Annotated in this window: 16 protein-coding genes; 9 read left to right on the forward strand and 7 right to left on the reverse strand. The window is 73.5% G+C overall.

Translation table 11 applies throughout. The annotated features are described in order from the left end of the window. Nucleotides 1-163: 163 nt before the first annotated feature. Nucleotides 164-1,396: a M64 family metallopeptidase gene (locus OG556_RS17825; RefSeq protein ID WP_371517903.1), complete on the forward strand. Its 1,233-nt coding sequence runs from the start codon at nucleotides 164-166 to the stop codon at nucleotides 1,394-1,396. Nucleotides 1,397-1,558: 162 nt separating this feature from the next. Beyond that, on the forward strand, nucleotides 1,559-2,920 hold the full coding sequence (locus OG556_RS17830; RefSeq protein WP_371517904.1) for a nitrate/nitrite transporter: 1,362 nt from the start codon (nucleotides 1,559-1,561) through the stop codon (nucleotides 2,918-2,920). A 57-nt stretch (nucleotides 2,921-2,977) separates the two neighbouring features. Here OG556_RS17830 and OG556_RS17835 read toward each other — a convergent pair whose 3' ends face one another. Further along, entirely contained in the window at nucleotides 2,978-3,826 is an 849-nt protein-coding gene (locus OG556_RS17835; protein ID WP_371517905.1) for a Bro-N domain-containing protein, read from the reverse strand. Between the two features lie 621 nt (nucleotides 3,827-4,447). Next, nucleotides 4,448-5,269 carry a maleylpyruvate isomerase family mycothiol-dependent enzyme gene (locus OG556_RS17840; protein ID WP_350876647.1) on the reverse strand — a complete coding sequence of 274 codons (822 nt, stop codon included), beginning with the start codon at nucleotides 5,267-5,269 and terminating at the stop codon, nucleotides 4,448-4,450. Nucleotides 5,270-5,442: 173 nt separating this feature from the next. On the opposite strand from OG556_RS17840, the gene OG556_RS17845 reads away from it, so the two are divergent. From OG556_RS17845 to OG556_RS17855, 3 genes are all read left to right on the forward strand, one after another. After that, nucleotides 5,443-6,240: a carbon-nitrogen family hydrolase gene (locus OG556_RS17845; protein ID WP_063348508.1), complete on the forward strand. Its 798-nt coding sequence runs from the start codon at nucleotides 5,443-5,445 to the stop codon at nucleotides 6,238-6,240. A gap of 205 nt (nucleotides 6,241-6,445) precedes the next feature. After that, nucleotides 6,446-7,510 carry a GntR family transcriptional regulator gene (locus OG556_RS17850; RefSeq protein WP_371517906.1) on the forward strand — a complete coding sequence of 355 codons (1,065 nt, stop codon included), beginning with the start codon at nucleotides 6,446-6,448 and terminating at the stop codon, nucleotides 7,508-7,510. A 115-nt stretch (nucleotides 7,511-7,625) separates the two neighbouring features. Then, the gene (locus OG556_RS17855; protein WP_350876643.1) at nucleotides 7,626-8,273 is read left to right on the forward strand and encodes a hypothetical protein; all 648 of its coding nucleotides are present in this window, start codon (nucleotides 7,626-7,628) and stop codon (nucleotides 8,271-8,273) included. A gap of 111 nt (nucleotides 8,274-8,384) precedes the next feature. Here OG556_RS17855 and OG556_RS17860 read toward each other — a convergent pair whose 3' ends face one another. Beyond that, nucleotides 8,385-9,170 (reverse strand): SLATT domain-containing protein, encoded by a 786-nt coding sequence (locus OG556_RS17860; protein ID WP_371517907.1) that lies wholly within the window; start codon nucleotides 9,168-9,170, stop codon nucleotides 8,385-8,387. A gap of 367 nt (nucleotides 9,171-9,537) precedes the next feature. Between OG556_RS17860 and purD the strand changes: the two genes are divergently transcribed. The 4 genes from purD (at nucleotide 9,538) to OG556_RS17880 (ending at nucleotide 15,707) form a co-directional block, all read left to right on the forward strand. Next, nucleotides 9,538-10,785 carry a phosphoribosylamine--glycine ligase gene (gene purD, locus OG556_RS17865; protein WP_371517908.1) on the forward strand — a complete coding sequence of 416 codons (1,248 nt, stop codon included), beginning with the start codon at nucleotides 9,538-9,540 and terminating at the stop codon, nucleotides 10,783-10,785. A 532-nt stretch (nucleotides 10,786-11,317) separates the two neighbouring features. After that, complete coding sequence (locus OG556_RS17870; protein WP_371517909.1) at nucleotides 11,318-12,901, forward strand: hypothetical protein; 1,584 nt, start codon at nucleotides 11,318-11,320, stop codon at nucleotides 12,899-12,901. A gap of 219 nt (nucleotides 12,902-13,120) precedes the next feature. Further along, on the forward strand, nucleotides 13,121-14,734 hold the full coding sequence (locus tag OG556_RS17875) for a N,N-dimethylformamidase beta subunit family domain-containing protein (RefSeq protein ID WP_371517910.1): 1,614 nt from the start codon (nucleotides 13,121-13,123) through the stop codon (nucleotides 14,732-14,734). A 73-nt stretch (nucleotides 14,735-14,807) separates the two neighbouring features. After that, complete coding sequence (locus tag OG556_RS17880; protein ID WP_371517911.1) at nucleotides 14,808-15,707, forward strand: phosphoribosylaminoimidazolesuccinocarboxamide synthase; 900 nt, start codon at nucleotides 14,808-14,810, stop codon at nucleotides 15,705-15,707. 36 nt (nucleotides 15,708-15,743) lie between these two features. On the opposite strand, the gene OG556_RS17885 is transcribed toward OG556_RS17880, so the two are convergent. From OG556_RS17885 to OG556_RS17900, 4 genes are all read right to left on the reverse strand, one after another. Beyond that, the gene (locus OG556_RS17885; protein WP_350876631.1) at nucleotides 15,744-16,364 is read right to left on the reverse strand and encodes a response regulator transcription factor; all 621 of its coding nucleotides are present in this window, start codon (nucleotides 16,362-16,364) and stop codon (nucleotides 15,744-15,746) included. 28 nt (nucleotides 16,365-16,392) lie between these two features. Then, nucleotides 16,393-17,625: a sensor histidine kinase gene (locus OG556_RS17890; protein WP_371517912.1), complete on the reverse strand. Its 1,233-nt coding sequence runs from the start codon at nucleotides 17,623-17,625 to the stop codon at nucleotides 16,393-16,395. A gap of 104 nt (nucleotides 17,626-17,729) precedes the next feature. Next, complete coding sequence (locus tag OG556_RS17895) at nucleotides 17,730-18,563, reverse strand: ABC transporter permease (RefSeq protein ID WP_371517913.1); 834 nt, start codon at nucleotides 18,561-18,563, stop codon at nucleotides 17,730-17,732. Further along, the gene (locus OG556_RS17900; RefSeq protein ID WP_371517915.1) at nucleotides 18,560-19,573 is read right to left on the reverse strand and encodes an ABC transporter ATP-binding protein; all 1,014 of its coding nucleotides are present in this window, start codon (nucleotides 19,571-19,573) and stop codon (nucleotides 18,560-18,562) included. The genes OG556_RS17895 and OG556_RS17900 overlap by 4 nt, the downstream gene beginning before the upstream one ends. Nucleotides 19,574-19,702: the final 129 nt, after the last annotated feature.

Below are 19,702 nucleotides of genomic sequence, written 5' to 3' on the forward strand. Positions count from 1 at the left end.
ATCGGTCAGATTCCAGTCATTGGGATGACTGGTGTGGTGAGGGTCATTCGGCCAGGTCGGTGACATTTTCGGCGCGCGGTAGGGGTGACACACCCGTCCGGGTACGTCTTCGCTCCACCACCCGGGCTACGCCGGGTGACCGGAACCCCGAGGACGCACCCGTATGCCACCTGGCAACCCTGGCCGTCTCGTTCGGAGTCTGGCCGCGCTCGTGCTGGTGTCCACCGCCGTACTCCCCGCCGCCCTGGAACTGGTCGGCCCCTCGCCGTTCGGCGTGATCGGGCCGGGCGCCCCCGCCGACCGGGCGGTCCCGCCGCACAGTGCACAGCGCGCCGACCGCCGGCCCGTCACGGCCGCCCCCACCGTCGACATACGCCGCACCGGGGACCCGGCCAACCGGATCACCCTGGTCCTGCTCGGCGACGGCTACACGGCCACCGAACAGGACCTGTTCCGACAGCAGGTCGACCGGGCCTGGCACGCGCTGATGGCCATCGAGCCGTTCCGCACCTACCAGGGGTTCTTCAACATACGGCGGGTCGAAGTGGTCTCCCCGGTCTCCGGGATAGCCGAGACCGAGAGCCGCGGCCGCAACCCCGCCACCCCGCTCGGCATGCACTTCTGGTGCGAGGGCACCGCCCGGCTGCTCTGCGCCGACGAGGCCGCCACCGCCCGGTACGCGGGCGACAGCTCCGGGCCGCAGTACCTGATAGCCCTGGCCAACTCCACCGAGTACGGCGGCGCCGGCGGCACCGGGGTGACCACCCTGGCCGGCGGCAGCCCGGACGCCGGGCGGATCATCCAGCACGAGATCGGGCACACCGTGGGGGACCTCGGCGACGAGTACGACAGCGCCCCGGACGACGCCGACTACCCGAACCTCGCCACCCTCGACGCCGACGACATGCGCACGAAGCAGACCAAGTGGTGGCGCTGGCTGGGCGCGGAGTCCCCGGACGGCGCCGGGACGGTCGGTGCCTACCGCAGCGCCAACGGCCTCTACCGGCCCACCCCCGACTCGGTGATGCGCACCCTGGGCAGCGCCTACAACCTGCCGTCGCGCGAGGCGATCATGGAGGAGCTGTACCGCAGGATCCGGCCCACCGACACCCCGTCGCCGCCCCCCGGCGAGGTGAGCGGGCGCCCCCGGCTGAACGTCCGGCCGGTGCCGCTGACCGGCCCGCGACAGCTGAAGGTCGAGTGGAAGGTGGACGGCGTCGCGGTGACGCCGCAGGCCGCCGACGGCTCCTGGCTGGACACCGACCAGCTGAACCTGGCCCCGGGCCGGACGGCCACCGTCACGGCGACCGTCCGGGACACCACCGACTGGGTGCGGGACGAGGCCTTCCGGGACCGCTACATGACCCGGGCGGTGTCCTGGACGGTGACCGGCTGACGCCCGGTCCGTGGGATCCGTGGGATCCGTGGTCCGGGGGTCCGTGGGATCCGTGCTTCGTGGGATCCGTGGTCCGTGGGGCCGTGGGATCCGTGGTCCGTGGACGATCGACCGTACCCCGCACTGGGCGTCCCATCATGGGATGACTAGTCTGGTCGCACTATGACCGTGGAGCCCGCCCGTTCAGCCGCACCCCTGTCCGACCCCGCTCCCCGAACCGCCGACCCGACGCCGCCGGCAGTCCCGACGCCGTCCGTCGCCCCCGCGCCGTCCCCGCCCGGCGGGCGCGCGGCCTGGCTGGCCTGGTCCATCGGCGTCAGCGTCTACATCCTCGCGGTGATCCACCGCACCAGCCTCGGCGTGGCCGGACTGGACGCCGCCGATCGCTTCGGCATCGGCGCCTCCGCGCTCTCCACCTTCTCGATCCTCCAGGTGCTGGTCTACGCGGCCATGCAGATACCGGTCGGCCTGCTCGTCGACCGGATCGGGCCGCGCCGGGTGCTGCTCCTCGGCGTCGTCCTGCTGAGCTTCGGCCAGCTGGCCTTCGCGTTCAGTTCCTCCTTCGCCCCCGCGCTGGCCTCCCGGGCGGTGCTCGGCTGCGGCGACGCGATGACCTTCATCAGCGTGCTGCGGCTCGCCGCCCGGTGGTTCCCCGCCGCCCGGAACCCGTTCGTCGCCCAGCTGACCGGCCTCGCCGGAATGGGCGGCAACCTGATCACCACCGTGGTGCTCGCACAGGCCCTGCACCGCGAGGGCTGGACACCCACCTTCACCGCGATCGCCCTGCTCGGCGTCGCGGTCTTCGCGCTGGTCGCGCTCTTCCTCAAGGAGGCCCCGGCGGCCGCCGTACGGCCGGTCGAACACCCGCCCGCGCCGCGACCGAACGTCGGCCGGCAGGTCCGCGCGTGCTGGCGCGAACCGGGCACCCGGCTCGGGCTCTGGGTGCACTTCACCACCCAGTTCCCCGGCAACGCCTTCGGCCTGCTCTGGGGCCTGCCCTACCTGGTCGAGGCGCAGGGCCTCTCCCGGGCCGAGGCCGGCGGAATGCTGACCCTGCTGGTGCTCAGCAACATGGCCTTCGGCTTCCTGTTCGGCCGGGTGCTCTCCGTCTCGGCGCGGGCCCGAATGCCGATCGTCCTCACCGTCATCACGGCCACCGCCCTCGGCTGGGCGCTCGTCCTGGCCTGGCCCGGCGGACACCCGCCGATCTGGCTGCTGTCCGCCATCATCGTGGTGATGGGCAGCAACGGCCCGGCCTCACTGGTCGGCCTCGACTACGCCCGCGCCCGCAACCCGGTGGAGCGCCTCGGTACCGCCTCCGGGATCGTCAACATGGGCGGGTTCATCGGCACGATGATCACCCTCTTCGGCATCGGCGTCCTCCTGGACGGCCTCTCCCCGGCCGGCACCGACTCCTACTCGGCCGACGCCTTCCGCTGGGCGTTCTGCTGGCAGTACGTCCCGCTGGCGGTCGGCACCATGATGATCCTGCGCCTGCGCCGCAAGGTCGCGGCGGGGGCATAGGGTTTCTGACCTGCCAAGATGCGGGAGACCCTTGTTCAGAACAAGGGTCTCCCGCGATTACAGCCCGATACCCCGGAGCACCTCGGTGACCTCCGGCGGCCGTCCGTAGAGCTGGACCCGGTCGATCACACAGAGCACTGTGCCCTCCGGAGGCATCATCGGTGTGCGAGCCGGATGCGCCCCCGGTCGCGTCGGCTGTTCGGCGACTTCGCGCCGCATGCGGATCAGGTCCACCAGCTTCAGTTTCGGGCAGCCGGGGACGATCCGGCTGGCCCGGATTCCGACCCGTTCCTCGCCCGGGCAGGCGAAGTACGCGCCGAACGGTGGTCCGCTGTCTTCCTCCCTGGTCGGCAGGTGGAGAACCATTTCGCCGTGCTGGCAGTGGACCGTCCCGTCCGAGTGGACGGTCAGGCCGGGCCAGTCCTCGTGGTCGATCTCGGCGACGATCCGTACCTGTTGCCCGATCGCCTCGGCCAAGGTCTCCGCCATCCGCTGCTGCTGGGTGGGAATGTCGGTGTCCCCACGGCGGACGGAGGGGAGAAGGTCTTCAGTAACCCACGCGCGGAACGGTCGGGCGGACTTCTTGTCCGACCTCATGAGAAGGGCATACAGTCCTGCCTCACTCACCACGCCGAGCAATGGATTTCCTCGTCGGTAGACTTTCTGACCTGCGGAAACGCCGTAACCATCACCTCGGGTGATGGTTACCGAGCGCAAGTCGACAGTGCGGTGCTGGTGGGTTTCCAGCCCTTTGACGGTGTGTGCCGGGTTTCCTCGGCCCAGGACTCGGCACACGTCTGCCGTGACGAACCACGGTTGTCCGTCGATCATCACGACTCGGATCGGTTGGCCCGTGACCGGGAAGCTCGATCGGACCAGGACCATCTGCTGCTGTTCGTCGTCCATGGGGACGCCCCTCCTTCTTCCGGGTGGTGGCTGGGGTGCCCGGAACAACGAGGTCGAACGGGTGAGGTGATGGTGCTGGATTGACGGATGGATGCACGAGTGGTGCCGACCCAGCGCGCGCTTGTGCGTGTACGCCGGGTGGTGTGCGCTGCGGGCGGCCGAGATGTAGGGCGAACGACCTGCGGAAACGTGATTAACCTTCTCGAAAGTCGGGCCATGCCTGACTAAAAGTCAGGCATGGCCCGACTGTGCATGCCACTCCAGGTCGGCGCCCGTACTCGCGAAGCAGTTCGGCGAGCTGTGGTGTTGTCCCGTAGATGCGGCCTCGGGTGACCCAGTGCCTGAACGGCTGGGTGTCGGGCTTGCTCGACATCAAGGCATACAAGCCCGCCTTGCTGATCACTCCGAGCAGTGGGTTTCCGCTCGCGTATGGTTTCCCACCTGCGGAAACGTCCTAACCATCGCTTTGGGTGATGGTTACCGGCCACATGCCGACAGCGCGGTGCCGGTGGGTTTCTGACCTCTTGACGGCGTCGGGCGGATTGCGCCGGCCCAGGATTCGGCACCCGGCGCGCACTGGTGCGTGTGCGCCGGGTGGTGTGCGCGGCGGGGTGGCTGGGGTCAGATGGTGACGGCGAAGGCGGACAGGACGCGGTCGGCGAGTTCCTTGTCGCCGTCGATGGTGACCGGGCCGGGGCGGCCGCGGCCGCAGGCGAGCCGGAGGTAGGTCTCCCAGTCCATGGTGAGCTGGACGTCGGGGGCCAGGCTGATCGACTCGTCGACGGTGCCGCGGCCGGTCGAGTCGACCCGGACGGTGCGCAGGAACTCCACGCGGCCGGTGACGTCCAGGACCATGGCCGTTCCGGCCGGGGCGCCGGCCTGGTGGGCGACGGCCTTGGGCAGCAGCCCGAGCAGGACGTCCCGGGCGATCAGGGCGGCCGGGGAGTCGAGGTTGCCGGGGGTGTCCAGGGCCCGGCGCAGGTCCTGCTCGTGCACCCAGACGTCGAAGGCCCGCAGGCGCAGCAGCTCGTGGTAGTGCACGTCGCGGCTGTTCGGGCCGGCCGGCCAGCGCACCGGCTCCAGGGGCATCTGCTTGGCGTTCCGCAGTGCCCGGGAGCGGCGGATGATGGTGTACTCCAGCTCGCTGGTCATCTCCAGAGCGGTGTGGCAGCGGCGCTTGTCGACCGGCAGTTCGATGTAGCGGGCGAAGTCGGTGGTGACGTGGCGAAGGTCACGCGGCAGGGAGTGGATCGGGCGGGGGTCGCCGAGGAGTTCGGACTCGACCGCGATGATGTGCGAGACGACGTCCCGGACCGACCAGCCGGGGCATTCGGTGGCCCGGTTCCAGGAGCCCTCGGGGAGGGGGGCGACCAGCTCCGATATGGACTCGATGCTCTGGGCCCACGCCTCCGTGTAAGCCTGCACGGTCTGGTTGTCCGTCACGGGAATCTCCGGCCCTCCGTCAGCTTCCTTGCCCTCTGCGCCCGGCCTCCCCGGTCGGCCGGGATGGTCCGGCTTCCAGGCGCACACGCTAACCGCACGTTACGCTGCCGGGAGACAGCTGGGCAGCGCTTTCGGGTGACGATCGTAGGTCTCTTGCCGTGGACGGTGGTACTGTGCGCGCTTCATTGATCCAACTCGGGGTCTCCGACGCCGAGCCGCCCGCCGAACGGCGGGCCCGGGCCGCCGCGCTGGTCCGGGCGCAGCAGGGCGCGGACCTGGTGGTCCTGCCGGAGCTGTGGCCGCTCGGCGGCTTCGCCTACGACCTGTGGTCGGACGGCGCGGAGACGCTGGACGGGCCCACGTCGGACGCGATGGCGGCGGCCGCGCGGGCGGCCGGGGTCTGGCTGCACGCCGGTTCGATCGTCGAGCGCGACCCGGACGGGCCGATCTACAACACCTCGCTGCTGTTCGCCCCGGACGGCGAGCTGGTGCACACCTACCGCAAGATCCACCGCTTCGGTTTCGACAGCGGCGAGGCGGTGGTGATGGGCGCCGGTCAGGAGATCGTCACCGCGGCCACCGACTTCGCCACCCTGGGCCTGGCCACCTGCTACGACCTGCGTTTCCCGGAGCTGTTCCGGGCGCTGCTGGACGCCGGCGCGCAGCTGCTGGTGGTTCCGGCGGCCTGGCCGGCCCGGCGGCGCGAGCACTGGACGCTGCTGGCGCGGGCGCGGGCGGTGGAGGAGCAGGCGTTCGTGCTGGCCTGCAACACGGCCGGGACGCACGCCGGCGTCGAGCAGGCCGGGCACAGCATCGTGGTGGACCCGTGGGGCCGGGTGCTGGCCGAGGCCGGCACGGAGGAGCAGGTGCTGACCGTCGAGTTCGATCCGGCCGAGGTGGGCAAGGCCCGCGAGGAGTTCCCGGTGCTGCGGGACCGCCTGCTGGGGATCCCCGCGCCGGTCCAGCGCTGACCCGGGCCGGCGTTGACCCGGGCCCGCCTCGCCCCGCCCGGCCCGGCCCGGGCGGGGGAGTCCGGGGGCGTCGGGGCCTCCGGGGGGTTGGTTTGTACCTTCTCGGGGCGGGTTTGAGAAGATGAGCACTCGTCGTGTTCCCCGCCGCTCGTTGGCCGGTCCGCCGAGGGGCGGCCTGATCGGCCCGCCCCAGGAGGTTGCGCGCATGCCCGGCAACGGCGCAGGCGACACCCGTTCCGTCATCCAGCGCAACAGCCTGCGCGAGCAGATCGCCGGTGCGCTGCGCGAGGAGATGATGGCCGGCCGGTTGGCGGCCGGCCGCAACTTCACCGTCAAGGAGATCGCCGAGCTGTACGGCGTCTCGGCGACCCCGGCCCGCGAGGCGCTGGTCGACCTCGGTGCTCAGGGGCTGCTGCGGGCCGAGCACCACCGCGGGTTCACCGTGCCCGAGCTGGGCTGGGACGACTTCCTGGAGATCTTCGAGTCCCGGGTGCTGGTCACCGACAGCTACTACCGCCAGTTCTCCGCTCGCAGGGCGCTGCCGGACCTCGCCAGGCTGCCCTCGCTGCGCCGCCGGGCCGACGCGGCGGTCCGGGCCGCCCGGGCCGGGAACCTGGACGTGATGGTGGGCTGCGACCGCCGGTTCTGGCAGGAGGTCGCCGCGCTGATCGGCAACCGCCGGATCGGCGACTACCTGGACTGGCTGCGGGTGCAGTCGTGGATGTTCGCCGCGCCCTACCTGCGGGACCTGCCCGTTCTGGCCGAGGTCTGCTGGGACCGCCACCTCGACCTGGTCGACGCCATCGGCGCGCGGGACCTGGTCGGCGCGCACCGGATCATCTGCGAGTACAACCTGTACACCGCCCGGCTGTTGGCCGGGTTGGCCGGGCGGCCGCTGGAGTCGGTTACGGTGCTGGGGCTGCTCACCGAACCCCTGGACGGCGGACCGGTGGACGGCGAGTCCGATGGCGGCGGGCCCGACGGCGGTGGCCCCGTGCCGCTGGCCCCGTCCGCCGACGCCCCGTCCGCCGACGCTCCGTCGGTGGCGGCCGAACCGGCCTCCGGCCAGGCGTTCGACCAGGTCGGGAGGGGCCGGCGCCGGCCGGGCGAGGAGGTCGGCCGGGAGCTCGGCCGCGAACTCGGGCTGGGCCTCGGCCTGGTGCCGCAGCCGCGCTCGGTGTCGTACGGCCGGTTCGGCCGGCGGCTGCCCGAACCGCCCCCGGACGCACCGCAGGGACGGCCCGACCCGCGCCCGGCCCCGGGCCGGTAGGGTGGGCGGTCGTCGAACCGGGCGTCCCGCACAACGGCCGTCCGGGTACCGACCCCGCCCCCGTCGTCGTCCCGCTCTGCGGGCGACCCCGTCGCCCGGAGAGGAACTGCCGGCCATGGCCTGCGACCTCTGGCTCGTCCCGCTCGTGGACGTGCTGAGCCACAGCCCCGACAATCCCTTCAGGGACGATCTCGCCCTCTACAACGCGGTGTTGGCCTCCCGCGGGCTGCCCGAGGTGCCGGTCTACCAGTACGTACCGGGGCTGAGCGGGGCGGTCGAGCCGATAGCCGCCTTCGACTACGACTCGCTGCACTTCCTGCGCCGTGCCTACCTGCTGGGCCTCACCGGGCTGGACATCACGCCGGTGGACTCGCTCGGCGGCGACTACGAGCAGCTGCTGGAGATGTTCGAGAGCAGTGCCGAACAGTCGCACCTGGTCTGGCACTTCGACCACGCGGGCGCCTACGTGCCGATAGAGTTCCCGGCTCCGCTGGTGGACGACGCACTGCTCGCCTCCGGCGGTCCGCTCGGCTCCAGCCACGGGCTGCTGCGCGAACTGCAGGCCGTCGCCCCGGCGCTGGGCCTCGACCCGCTCAACCCGCCGGACCCGACCCGGCCGCTCGGCCCGACCGGCCTGGAGCAGCCGTTCGGGCCGCCGCTGGACGACCTGCACCCCTTCGCCCGTGAGCGGCACGCCTGGGCGGGCCTGTACGCGGCGGCGACCCGCAGCCTCGCCCAGGGCTCGATGGTGGTTTTCGCCTGAGGCACCGGGCGGCCTTCCGTCCGAGGCACCGCCCGCTGCATCCGCCCACTGCGTCCGCCCCGCCGCCGCACCGGCCCGCCCGCCACGGCAGGCGGCCCGCCTTCCCGCCCGCTACCGCAGCGGCCCCTCCGGCGGCCGCTGGCGCGGCATGGTGGGTCGGGTGCCCGGCGGCGGCAGCACCCGCACCTGGGCGCCCACCCCGCTCTCGCTGCGCCCGCCCCAGGTGCCCGGGGCCTGGGTGGGTAGTTGCGTCATGGACGCGCGGAACTCCAGCATCCATTCCGAGGTCTCGGTGCGGACCATGTCCGAGACGTCCTCGCAGAACCGGCGCAGCACGCCGAGGCAGCGCTCGGCGGCTTCGCCCGCGGTGCCCTCGGTCGGGCCGAGCACCTCGCGCACGCACTCCGACGCCCAGTCGAACTGGAAGGCCTCCAGCCGGCGTTGCAGGGCCTGCGCGGTGCTGACGTCACGCATCCAGCCGGAGGTGAGGCCGAACACCCGGTCGGTGCCGTAGCAGGCGGCGGCGAGCGCCAGGCCGACGTAGCCCCAGCTGGTGCCGTGCGAGACCACGCCGGTCAGGTCGACCAGCGGCGCGGTCACCCCGCCCACCGCGAAGCCGGCCGTGCCGAACCGCAGCAGGCGCGCCCAGCGGCGCTTCCAGATCCGGTCCTTGCGGTACCACTCGATCGCCTCGACCGCCCGCTCCTCGGACCAGCGGTACAGCTCCTCCAGGCGTTCGGCCGGCTCGCCCCAGTCCCCGAGGGGGAACTGTCGAGTGCTCAGATCGGTCCGTCGGCGGGTGGACTCCTGGCGGGCGATGGTCGCGGCGGGCGGGTCCTCCTCGCCGATCTCCTTGCCCCAGGCACTCTCCTCGGGCTGCATTTCCGGCTGGCTCACCTGTGGGGCTCCCTGTGGCGGGCGGACTGCTGGGTCTGGCGGTCCATCGACTGACTCAACGTCTGCCGTTGGTTGTCCAACAGCACTTCTTACCGCCAAATGGCTGACCATGGGGTCGCTTCCCCGGTGATCGTTACCGGATTCGGCCACCGGAACCCGAGGTGGAAGGGATGCGGGGGTCGGCGAGATTTCACCCGTCCGAGGGAGGGTCCGGTGACCCGCCGTCCTGACTCGGGCACCCGGTGCGCACCGAGCCGGTCCGAGTTGGAGGTTTCTCCGACATCCTCGGCGTACGGACCGCCCCGACTGGAGGATCGGACGGGACCGGAGAGCGGCCGGAACTGGCCACCGACTACCCTTGCCAAGCGTGAAGGTCCTCGTCATCGGCGGCGGCGCCCGCGAACACGCCCTGTGCCGCTCTCTGTCCCAAGATCCCGCCGTCTCCGAGCTCCACTGTGCCCCGGGCAACGCCGGGATCGCACAGGTGGCGACGGTCCACCCGGTCGACCAGCTGAACGGCGCGCAGGTCGCCGACCTGGCCGTGCGGCTCGGCGCCGCCCTGGTCGTGGTCGGCCCGGAGGCCCCGCTGGTCGCGGGCGTCTCCGACGCCGTGCGCGCGGCCGGCATCCCGGTGTTCGGCCCGTCCGCCGAAGCCGCCCGACTGGAAGGCTCCAAGGCCTTCGCCAAGGACGTGATGGCCGGGGCCGGCGTGCCCACCGCCCGCTCCTACGTCTGCACCACCCCGGCCGAGGCCGCCGAGGCGCTGGACGCCTTCGGCGCGCCGTACGTGGTCAAGGACGACGGCCTGGCCGCCGGCAAGGGCGTGGTGGTCACCTCCGACCGCGCGGCCGCGCTGGCGCACGCCGCCTCCTGCGAGCGCGTGGTCATCGAGGAGTACCTGGACGGCCCCGAGGTGTCGCTGTTCGCGATCACCGACGGCACCACCGTCGTCCCGCTCCAGCCCGCGCAGGACTTCAAGCGCGCGCTGGACGGCGACGAGGGCCCCAACACCGGTGGCATGGGCGCCTACTCACCGCTGCCGTGGGCGCCCGCCGGGCTGGTCGAGGAGGTCCAGCAGAGCGTCCTGCAGCCGACCGTCGACGAGCTGCGCCGCCGGGGCACCGAGTTCTCCGGCCTGTTGTACGCGGGCCTCGCGCTCACCTCGCGCGGTACCCGGGTGATCGAGTTCAACGCCCGCTTCGGCGACCCGGAGACCCAGGTCGTGCTGGCCCGGCTGCGCACCCCGCTGGCCGCCGTCCTGCTGGCCGCCGCCACCGGCACCCTGGACCAGCTGGAGCCGCTGCGCTGGGACGAGGGCGCGGCCGTCACGGTGGTCGTCGCCTCCGAGGGCTACCCGGCCGCGCCGCGCACCGGTGACCCGATCGAGGGCCTGGCCGAGGCCGAGGCCGACGGCACCGCGTTCGTCCTGCACGCCGGTACCAGGGCCGACGAGGACGGCCGGGTGCTGAGCGCCGGCGGCCGCGTCCTGTCGGTCACCGCGACCGGCGCCGACCTGGCGGAGGCGCGCGACCGCGCGTACGCCGCCGTGGACCGGATCGCGCTCAAGGGCGGCCAGCACCGCACCGACATCGCCCTGAAGGCGGCCACCGCGTAGGGCCTGCCCCGCCTCCGCCCGCAGGGCGCCGCGCACCGTGGGATTTCCCCCCATGGACGCAGCGCCCTGCGGCGTTTCCGGGGCGGGAGTGGCTCCGGGGGCCGGCGCACCGTTCGGCGGCCGGATTCCAGCCCATCGGGTGACAGCACCCGCATCCGGCTGACGTAGCCGGGCGCCCGGCCTTATGGTGCGCTGGATCGCAGTGCGACGTGGCCGTGCGCCGGGGTCGCCGCCGGGTAGCGGTGTTCCCACGGGGGGATGCTGGACGGCGTCCGGCCGGGCGGGTGCCCGGGTGCTTCGCACCGGACCGGTCGTGACCGTCCGGAATCCGGGCGGTGTCACCGGGACGAGTGGAAACCGGGGCGATCCGGAACACCCACCCGGGCCGGTGCGTCGAACATGGCAGAAGCGCCACACAGCATGCACTACCGGGGATCGGACGCCTCCGCTTCCCGGTCGGAACTGATCGTTTCGAGTCGGCTCAGGGCCCGTCGCCGGGCGCCCGAGGGCTCCGAAGGGGGTGCCGCACCGTATGGCCGCAGTCGACACCGCGCGCGCTCATGCCCAGGCGGTCCTGCGGGTCCGTGGTCTCGCCCTGGCCGCCGCCGCCATGCCCGCCGCCGTCGCGGTGGTCCTGCTCGCGGGCCGGTTCACCGGGCGGATCGGCGCACCCGGCTCCTCCGACGCCGCCGGGTGGGACGCCGCCCGCTGGGTGGTCTGCGCGGTCGCCGCGCTCACCCTTCTGGTGGCCGGGCTGACCGCCCGCGCCTACCGCCGGGCCGTCCCGCCCCGGACCCCGGCCGTCCCGCTGAAACGCGCCGAGGCGCCCGAGCTGTACCGGCTGATCGACGAACTCGCCGACCGGCTGGACGTGCCCGCGCCCTCCACCGTGGCCCTCACCCCGGACTGCGACAGCTGGCTGGAGGACGTGCCGCCGGTACGGCGGGCCCGCCCGTTCCGGACGCACCCCGAGCCGCCGGGCCCGGTCCTGGTGATCGGCTCGCCGTTCCTGTGGTGGATGCGGGCCGGCGAACTGCGCGCCCTGCTCGCCCCCGTGGTGGCCGGCACCGCCGCCTCCGCCGACCCGGAGATCGCCGCCGCCCGCCGCTTCCTGCGCAGCCTGGACGCCGGCCTGGACTCCGGCCAGGGTGCCGCCCCCGGCCTCGGCGGCGCCACCCTGGCGGGCCCGCCCCGGCCGCCCCGCCGCGGTCCGGCCGCGCTCGCCGAGCGGATCACCCGCAGGATCATCCGACGGCTGCTCGGCGCCTGCCGGGGCCACGCCGCCGAATTGGAGCGCTCCGTCGCGAGCTGGGCCTCCGAGCAGGCCAGGACGGTCGACTACGGCCTGCGGATCGCCGCCCAGGAGCAGGTCGGCCTGGCCTACGCGGGCTGGGACCGGCTGCTCACCCGGGTCGCGCTGCCCGCCTGGCGGCTCGGCCGCCACCCCGCCCACCTCAACGCCGGCGTCGTCTCCGCCCTCACCGAGCTGTCCCGGCGCGACCGCCTGGCCGACGGCTACGGCACCCGGCTCGGCGACCGCCCCGCCTGCGACCTGCTGGAGGAGCCCGGCACCGTCGACCGGGCGGTCTCCCGGCTCGCCGCCGAGCTGTTCTTCGGCAGCCCGGCCGCCGGAGGCTGGCACGAGCTGGAGTGGACGGACTACCCGGCCGACGTGGTGGACGCCGGCTGGCGGGCCCGCGCCGCCGCCCTGCAGACCGCCCTGGACCGGCTCGCCCCCCAGGCCCGCCCCGGCTCCCCGACGCTCACCCGGCTGCTGGTCCGGCTCGCCGAGGGCGAGGGGGAGCAGCTGGCCGCCGCGCTGGCCGCCCAGCTGGCCCGCACCACCGCCCCGGCCCCGCTGCTCGAAACCGCCCGCAGCGGCCGTGACCTGCTGGTCGACCACGTCACCGCGATGGTCTGCTGCGCCGCCGTCGACACCGCGGGCGGCGCGCCCGGCCTGGACTGGCTGGACGGTCCGGTGCTGCTGCTGGGCGGGATCCGCCGCACCGACCTGGCCGGGCCGGTCGCCCAGGCCGTCGAGCAGGGCCAGGACGGTCCGCTGCGGGCCTGGCTGGACGCCGCCGATGTCCGTCTGGAGAAACCCGTTCGGTTGTGAGCCGGACAGGCGGCGCTCGGTGCTCCGGCGCGCGCCCCCAAACCGACCGGCGGGCGGCCGTCTCCGCAGGCCGGAGGCCCGGCCGGGGGAGGGCGTGAGATTCCCGGCACCAATTGCGACCGCAGGGTGACGGAGCGCCAGCACTCTGTGGTGTATTAGACCGCACGCACATCCGGGGGGCACGTGCCAACCGGGCGGAAGTGCACCTGGGAGGGGCGCGTGGGCACGGAACTCAACCGCCGCTGGGAGTCCGGAACGCACGCTTACAGCGTCTCCGACCCCTTCGGTCAGGGCCCGCTGCCCTGGCTGCGCAGCCCGGACCAGTACCTGGCCGGTGCCGAGGGCGCCGTCCCCTGGTACGTCTCGGTGGACGCGCCCGGCCAGCGGCCGCTGGCGGCCGGCGCCCGGCCCAAGCCGCCGGTCGGCACCCCGCAGAGCGCCAACGACGTGGACCAGCAGATCAAGGGCTTCGCCTCGGCCGGGGTGATCCGCCCCGGCGGTTCGGTGGACTTCCGGGTCACCGTCAACCCGCCCCGCGAGTTCACCGTGGACGTCTGGCGGATCGGCCACTACGGCGGCGACGGCGCCCGCCACATGACGTCCAGCCCGCTGATCGCCGGGCTGGCCCAGCCCGCCCCGCTGGTGGTCGAGCGGACGGTCTCCTGCCACCACTGGTGGCACTCCTGGCGGTTGCAGATCCCGGTGCACTGGAAGCCCGGCGCGTACGTCGCCGTGCTGACCACCGCGGACATGCTGCACCGCAGCCACATCCCGTTCACCGTCCGGGACTTCGAGGACCGGGAGCACGCCGCCGAATTGCTCCTGGTGGTCCCGGACGTGACCTGGCAGGCCTACAACCTGTTCCCCGAGGACGGCCGCAGCGGCGCCAGCCTCTACCACGCCTGGGACGGCCGGGGCGGCCTGGTCGGCGAGCCGGAGGCGGCCGTCACGGTCTCCTTCGACCGCCCGCACGCCACCGCCGGGCTGCCGCTGCACGTCGGCCACGCGTACGACTTCATCCGCTGGGCCGAGCGCTACGGCTACGACCTCTCCTACGCCACCGCCACCGACCTGCACGCGGGCCTGGTCGACCCGGGGCGGCACCGGGCGCTGATCTTCCCGGGCCACGACGAGTACTGGTCCGAGCCGATGCGCCGGGCCGTCGAGCAGGCCAGGGACGACGGCACCTCGCTGGTGTTCCTGTCCGCCAACACCATGTACTGGCGGGTCGAGCTGACCGCCGCCGCCTCCGGCGAACCCAACCGGCTGCTCAACTGCCGCAAGCGGCAGAAGGTCCAGCCGGGCAACCCGGCCGCCGGGGTGCCCGGTTCGGCCAGCGCGCTGTGGCGGGACGCCGGCGAGCCCGAGCAGCAGGTGCTCGGCCTGCAGTACTCGGGCCGGGTCGCCGCGCCCGTCCCGCTGATCGCCCGGCACACCGCGCACTGGCTCTGGGACGGCACCGGCCTGCAGGAGGGCGACGAACTGCCCGGCCTGGTCGCCGGCGAGGCCGACCGCTACTACCCCAAGGTGGCGCTGCCCGAGCACACCGAGCGGGTGCTGCTCGCGCACTCGCCGTACCAGGACCTCGCCGGCCGCACCCGCTACCAGGAGACCTCGCTGTACCGGGCGCCCAGCGGCGCGTACGTGTTCGCGGCCGGCACCTTCGCCTGGTCGCCCGCGCTGGGCCGCCCCGGCCTCACCGACGAGCGGATCCAGCGGGCCACCGCCAACCTGCTCGACCGCCTCGGCAAGAACGAGGCCTCCTTCGGCCGGGCCCCGCTCGCCCGGAACGGGGCCGCCCTCGGCCAGAAACGGGGCCTCGGGGGTTCGTGAAAGACTGCGGGGGCAGTGACCTCCCCTTTCGCGCGCCCCACGCCCGCGAACGACCCCTGAGGACTGAGACACCTTGAGCGGATTTGTCACCAAGCCCGAGCCGGTCCAGGTGCCCGGCCTGGTCCACCTGCACACCGGCAAGGTGCGCGACCTCTACCGGACCGAGTCGGGCGAGCTGGTCATGGTCGCCAGCGACCGCATGTCCGCCCACGACTGGGTGCTGCCGAACGAGATCCCCGACAAGGGTCGCGTCCTCACCCAGCTGTCCCTGTGGTGGTTCGAGCGGATCGCCGACATCGTCCCCAACCACGTGATCTCCACCGAGGTCCCGTCCGGCGCCCCCGCCGACTGGAAGGGCCGCACGCTGATCTGCCGCAGCCTGGACATGGTCCCGGTCGAGGCGGTCGCCCGCGGCTACCTGGCCGGCTCCGGCCTGGCCGAGTACCAGGAGAACCGCACGGTCTGCGGCATCGCCCTGCCGGAGGGCCTGGAGAACAGCTCCGAGCTGCCCGCCCCGATCTACACCCCGGCGCTCAAGGCCGAGGTCGGCGAGCACGACGAGAACGTCTCCTACGAGGAGACCGCCCGCCGGATCGGCGCCGACCTGGCCGCCCAGCTGCGCCGCACCACCCTGGACGTCTACGGCCGGGCCCGGGACATCGCCCGCGACCGCGGCATCATCCTGGCCGACACCAAGTTCGAGTTCGGCCTGCTGGACGGCGAGCTGCTGATCGGCGACGAGGTGCTCACCCCGGACTCCTCCCGGTACTGGCCGGCCGACGAGTGGCAGCCCGGCCGCTCGCAGCCGTCCTTCGACAAGCAGCTGATCCGCGACTGGCTGGTCTCCCCGGCCTCCGGCTGGGACCGCTACAGCGAGCAGCCGCCGCCGGAGCTGCCGGCCGAGGTGGTCGAGCAGACCCGCGCCAAGTACATCGAGGTGTACGAGCGGCTGACCGGCACCGCCTGGGCCTGACGCCCGACCGCCCGCGAGCCGTGCCCGTGTTCGGACCTAGATCCAGCCGTGCTCGCGGGCGATCCGCACCGCCGCGTGCCGGTTCTCGGCGCCCAGCTTCCCGGCCGCCGAGGACAGGTAGTTGCGGACGGTGCCGGGGGACAGCGCCGCCCGTTCGGCGATCTCGGTGATCGAGGTGCCGTCGGCGGCCAGTTCCAGGACGTCCGTCTCGCGCGGGGTGAGCGGGGTCTCGCCCGCGCTGATCGCGTCCGCGGCCAGCTCCGGGTCCACGTACCGGCCGCCGGCCCGGACGGTCCGGATGATGCCGGCCAGGTCGGCCGCCGAGACGGTCTTCGGCAGGAAGCCGCGCACCCCGACCTCCAGCGCCCGCTTGAGGTAGCCGGGGCGGCCGTGGCCGGTGACGATCATGCAGCGGCAGTCCGGCAGCAGCCGGCGCAGTTCGGTGGCCACCTCGATGCCGTCCTTGCCGGGCATCTGGAGGTCCAGCACCGCGACGTCCGGGCGGTGGGCCTGCGCCATCGCCAGCGCCTCCGGGCCGGAGCCGGCCTCGGCGACCACGGTGATGTCCTCCTCCAGGGAGAGCAGCGCGGCCAGCGCGCCCCGGATCAGGTGCTCGTCGTCGGCGAGCAGGACGCGCACGGGTGCGGGGTCGGTCATCGGGCGGTCCTCCGTCGGTGGGTGCGGGTCAGAGCGGGACGGCGGCGAGCATCCGGAAGGTGCCCCGGGCGGTCTCGGGGATGGTCAGCTCGCCGTCGTGGGCGGCCAGCCGTTCGCGCAGGCCGCGCAGTCCGGTGCCGCCGCCCAGCGAGGGGAGCGGGACGGCGGGCACTCCGTCATTCTCCAGCTCCAGGACGGCGCGGCCGTCCTGGAGGTTCAGCCGGATCAGGCAGTGGGCGGCCTCGCTGTGCCGCAGCACGTTGGTGGTGGCCTCGCGGATCACCCAGCCGAGCACCGACTGGACCGGCGGCGGCAGCTGGTCGGCGTTCTCGCCGAGGTCGATCTCGCAGGCGACGTCGGCGCTGCGCAGCACCGCGCGGGCGCCGATCGCCTCGGCGTGCAGGTCGGCGGTGCGGTAGCCGCGGATGACGTCCCGGACCTCGCGCTGCGACTCCTGGGCGATCCGCTGGACCTCGGCCATCTGGTCGGCGGCCTCCGGGCGCCCGCGGCGGGCGAACTGGACGGCGAGTTCGCTCTTGAGCGCGATGGTGGTGAGGTTGCGGCCCATCACGTCGTGCAGGTCGCGGGAGAACCGCAGCCGCTCCTCGGCGACGGCCAGCCGGGACTGGGCCTCGCGGGCGGTCTCCAGTTCCCAGATGATCGCGGTCACCCAGGCGAAGCTGCGGCAGGTGCCGACGAGGGCGGCCAGACTGATCGCCGCCCCGACCGCCAGTCCGGCCGTGGTGGCGGGGCTCATCCCGGCCAGCAGCATCGCCGGGGCGACCAGCAGGATCAGTCCGAGTCCGGCGGCGAAGGCCCGGCGCAGGGGCAGGCCCACGCTGATCGGGCCGATGGCGGCGCACAGCAGGGCGATGGCGACCGACGCGGTGAACGGCGGCCCTCCGGGCCGCCCGGGTCCGGCGGCGGACGGGCCCAGCAGCAGGACGGCCCAGGAACCGGCGACCGAGATCCCGCTGTTGACGATCAGCCAGCGCAGGTGCTCGGTGGGGCGGTGCAGGTAGTGGTCGAGCGAGGTGCGGAACGCCCGGAGGCAGAGCAGGGTGGAGGCGAGCGAGACGACCAGGGTGACCCGGACGGCGCCGATCGACCGGTCGAGGTTCTCGACGGAGGAGGCGCTGAACACCAGGTTCACCGGAACGATGCACCAGGCCACCAAGTAGAGCGACCAGCGGAAGTACAGCTCGGCGCGTTGGGGCTTGCCGAAGCCCTTCCATCTGCGGACCGGCCCCTGGACGGCCATCGAATCGCTCCCCGTTTCGATCAAGATCGTGTCGCTACCTTCATATCAGAGGCGGAACGGGGTCCTGACCTTCGCACTTCCGGAGCGGGTGCCCGCCGGGGGCGTCAGCGGCGCGACTCCCAGCGGAAGTAGCGCACCGCGCCCCAGACCGCCAGGCCGAGCCAGACGGCGCCGGTCACCAGGTGCGGGGCGGCGGTGGACCAGGTGCCGGCGAAGCCGGTGGCGGCGGCCGAGCCGTCGGTGCCGGTCCAGCCGATCCGGATCAGCTGGAAGGCCGGGGTGGTGGGCAGCAGGCGGCAGAAGTCGGCCAGCCCGGGGGGCATGATCTCCAGCGGGATGAGCAGGCCGGAGCCGAACTGGGAGACCAGCAGCACCGGGAGGGTGGTGATGCCGGCGGTCTCGACGGTCTTGGTGAAGGCGCTGGAGATGGCGGCCAGTGCGATGAAGACGGCGATGCTCAGGACCAGCCCGACGGCCAGCAGCAGCGGGTTCACCGGCGTGCTGAGCTTGAGGAGGGCGGCCGCGCCGACGCCGACCACGGCGCACATCATCAGGGCGAGGCTCACCGAGGGCACCGCCGTGCCGGCCAGGATCTCGATGTCCCGGGCCTCGCCGGTGCGCAGCCGCTTGAGCACCAGCTCGTTGCGGCGGGCGACGTACGCGGCGGTCAGGTTGTAGTAGACGACGAAGGCGAGGATGCCGCCGATGGTGCCGGTGATCAGCAGCGTGTCGACGTCCAGTCCGGGGTGGGACTCGGCCTGCTGCTTGAGCATGTTGTGCCGGCCGGCGATCAGCAGCAGCGGCAGCAGCAGCGCGGTGAACAGGGCGGCCCGGTTGCGCAGCAGCAGGGTGGCCTCGGCGCGGCCGAGGGCGAGCAGCCGGCGGGCGGTGGTGCTCTGCGGGCCGGCGGCGGTCTTGGCGGCGGTGGCGGTGGTCATCGGGCGGATCCGATCAGGCGGCGGCGGGCGGGGCGGGCGGTGGGGGCGGCGGGCGACTGGGGCGGGGCCTGGTGGGCGGCCTCCGAGGCGATGGCGAGGAAGGCCTCCTCCAGCGAGGCGCTGCGGGCGTCCAGGGAGCCGAGCGTGATCCCGTGTTGCTGGGCCCAGCCGAGCAGTTCGAAGAGGGTGTGCTGGAGGCCGCCGGTCTGCACGGTGACCTTGCGGCCGTCGACGGTGATCTCGGCCCCGGCGAGGACCGGCAGCGCCGTCCCGGTGAACTCGGGGAGTTCGAAGCTGATCCGGGAGGGCCGGCCGGCGATCACCTCGGCGACGGTGCCGGTGGTGACGATCCGGCCGCCGTGCATGATGGCCAGCCGGTCGGCGAGCTCCTCGGCCTCCTCCAGGTAGTGCGTGGTGAGCAGCACGGTGGTGCCCTGGGCGCGCAGTTCGCGGACCAGCCGCCAGACGGCGGCGCGCGCCTCGGGGTCGAGGCCGGTGCTGGGCTCGTCCAGGAAGAGCACCTCGGGGCGGCCGAGCAGGGCCATCGCGAGGTCGAGCCGGCGCCGCTCGCCGCCGGACAGCTGCTTGACCCGGACGTCGCGGCGGTGGCCGAGGCCGACCAGCTCCAGGGCCTCGTCGACCGGACGGGCGCCGCTGGTCATGCCGGCCCAGCTGCGGCCGGTCTCGGCGATGGTGAGGTCGCCGGGGAAGCCGCCCTCCTGGAGCATGATGCCGATCCGCGGGCGGACGGCGGCGCGCTCCCGGTGGGGGTCGTGGCCGAGCACCCGGACGGTGCCGCCGGTGGGGGCGGCCAGGCCCTCGATGAGCTCCATGGTGGAGGTCTTGCCCGCCCCGTTGGTGCCGAGCAGGGCGAACAGCTCACCGCGGCCGACGGTCAGGTCGACGCCGCGGACGGCGTGGTAGCCGGTGGTGCCGGTGCCGTAGTGGCGGTGCAGGTCGGTGACCTCGATCACGCTGTCGCCGGGGCGGAGGGGCTGGCTCGTTTCCATGGCTCAAGCCTTCCGCCTACCCGGCCGGGCGGGCAGTGCGCGCCGTCATGAGACGGCGGTGGAGATCCACGGGTCGGCGATGACAAATGTCATGGGCCTGGATCGGCGTGGCGCGGGAATGCCGAAAGG

The sequence above is a fragment of the Kitasatospora sp. NBC_01300 genome, assembly GCF_041435235.1.
Taxonomy (GTDB): Bacteria; Actinomycetota; Actinomycetes; order Streptomycetales; family Streptomycetaceae; genus Kitasatospora.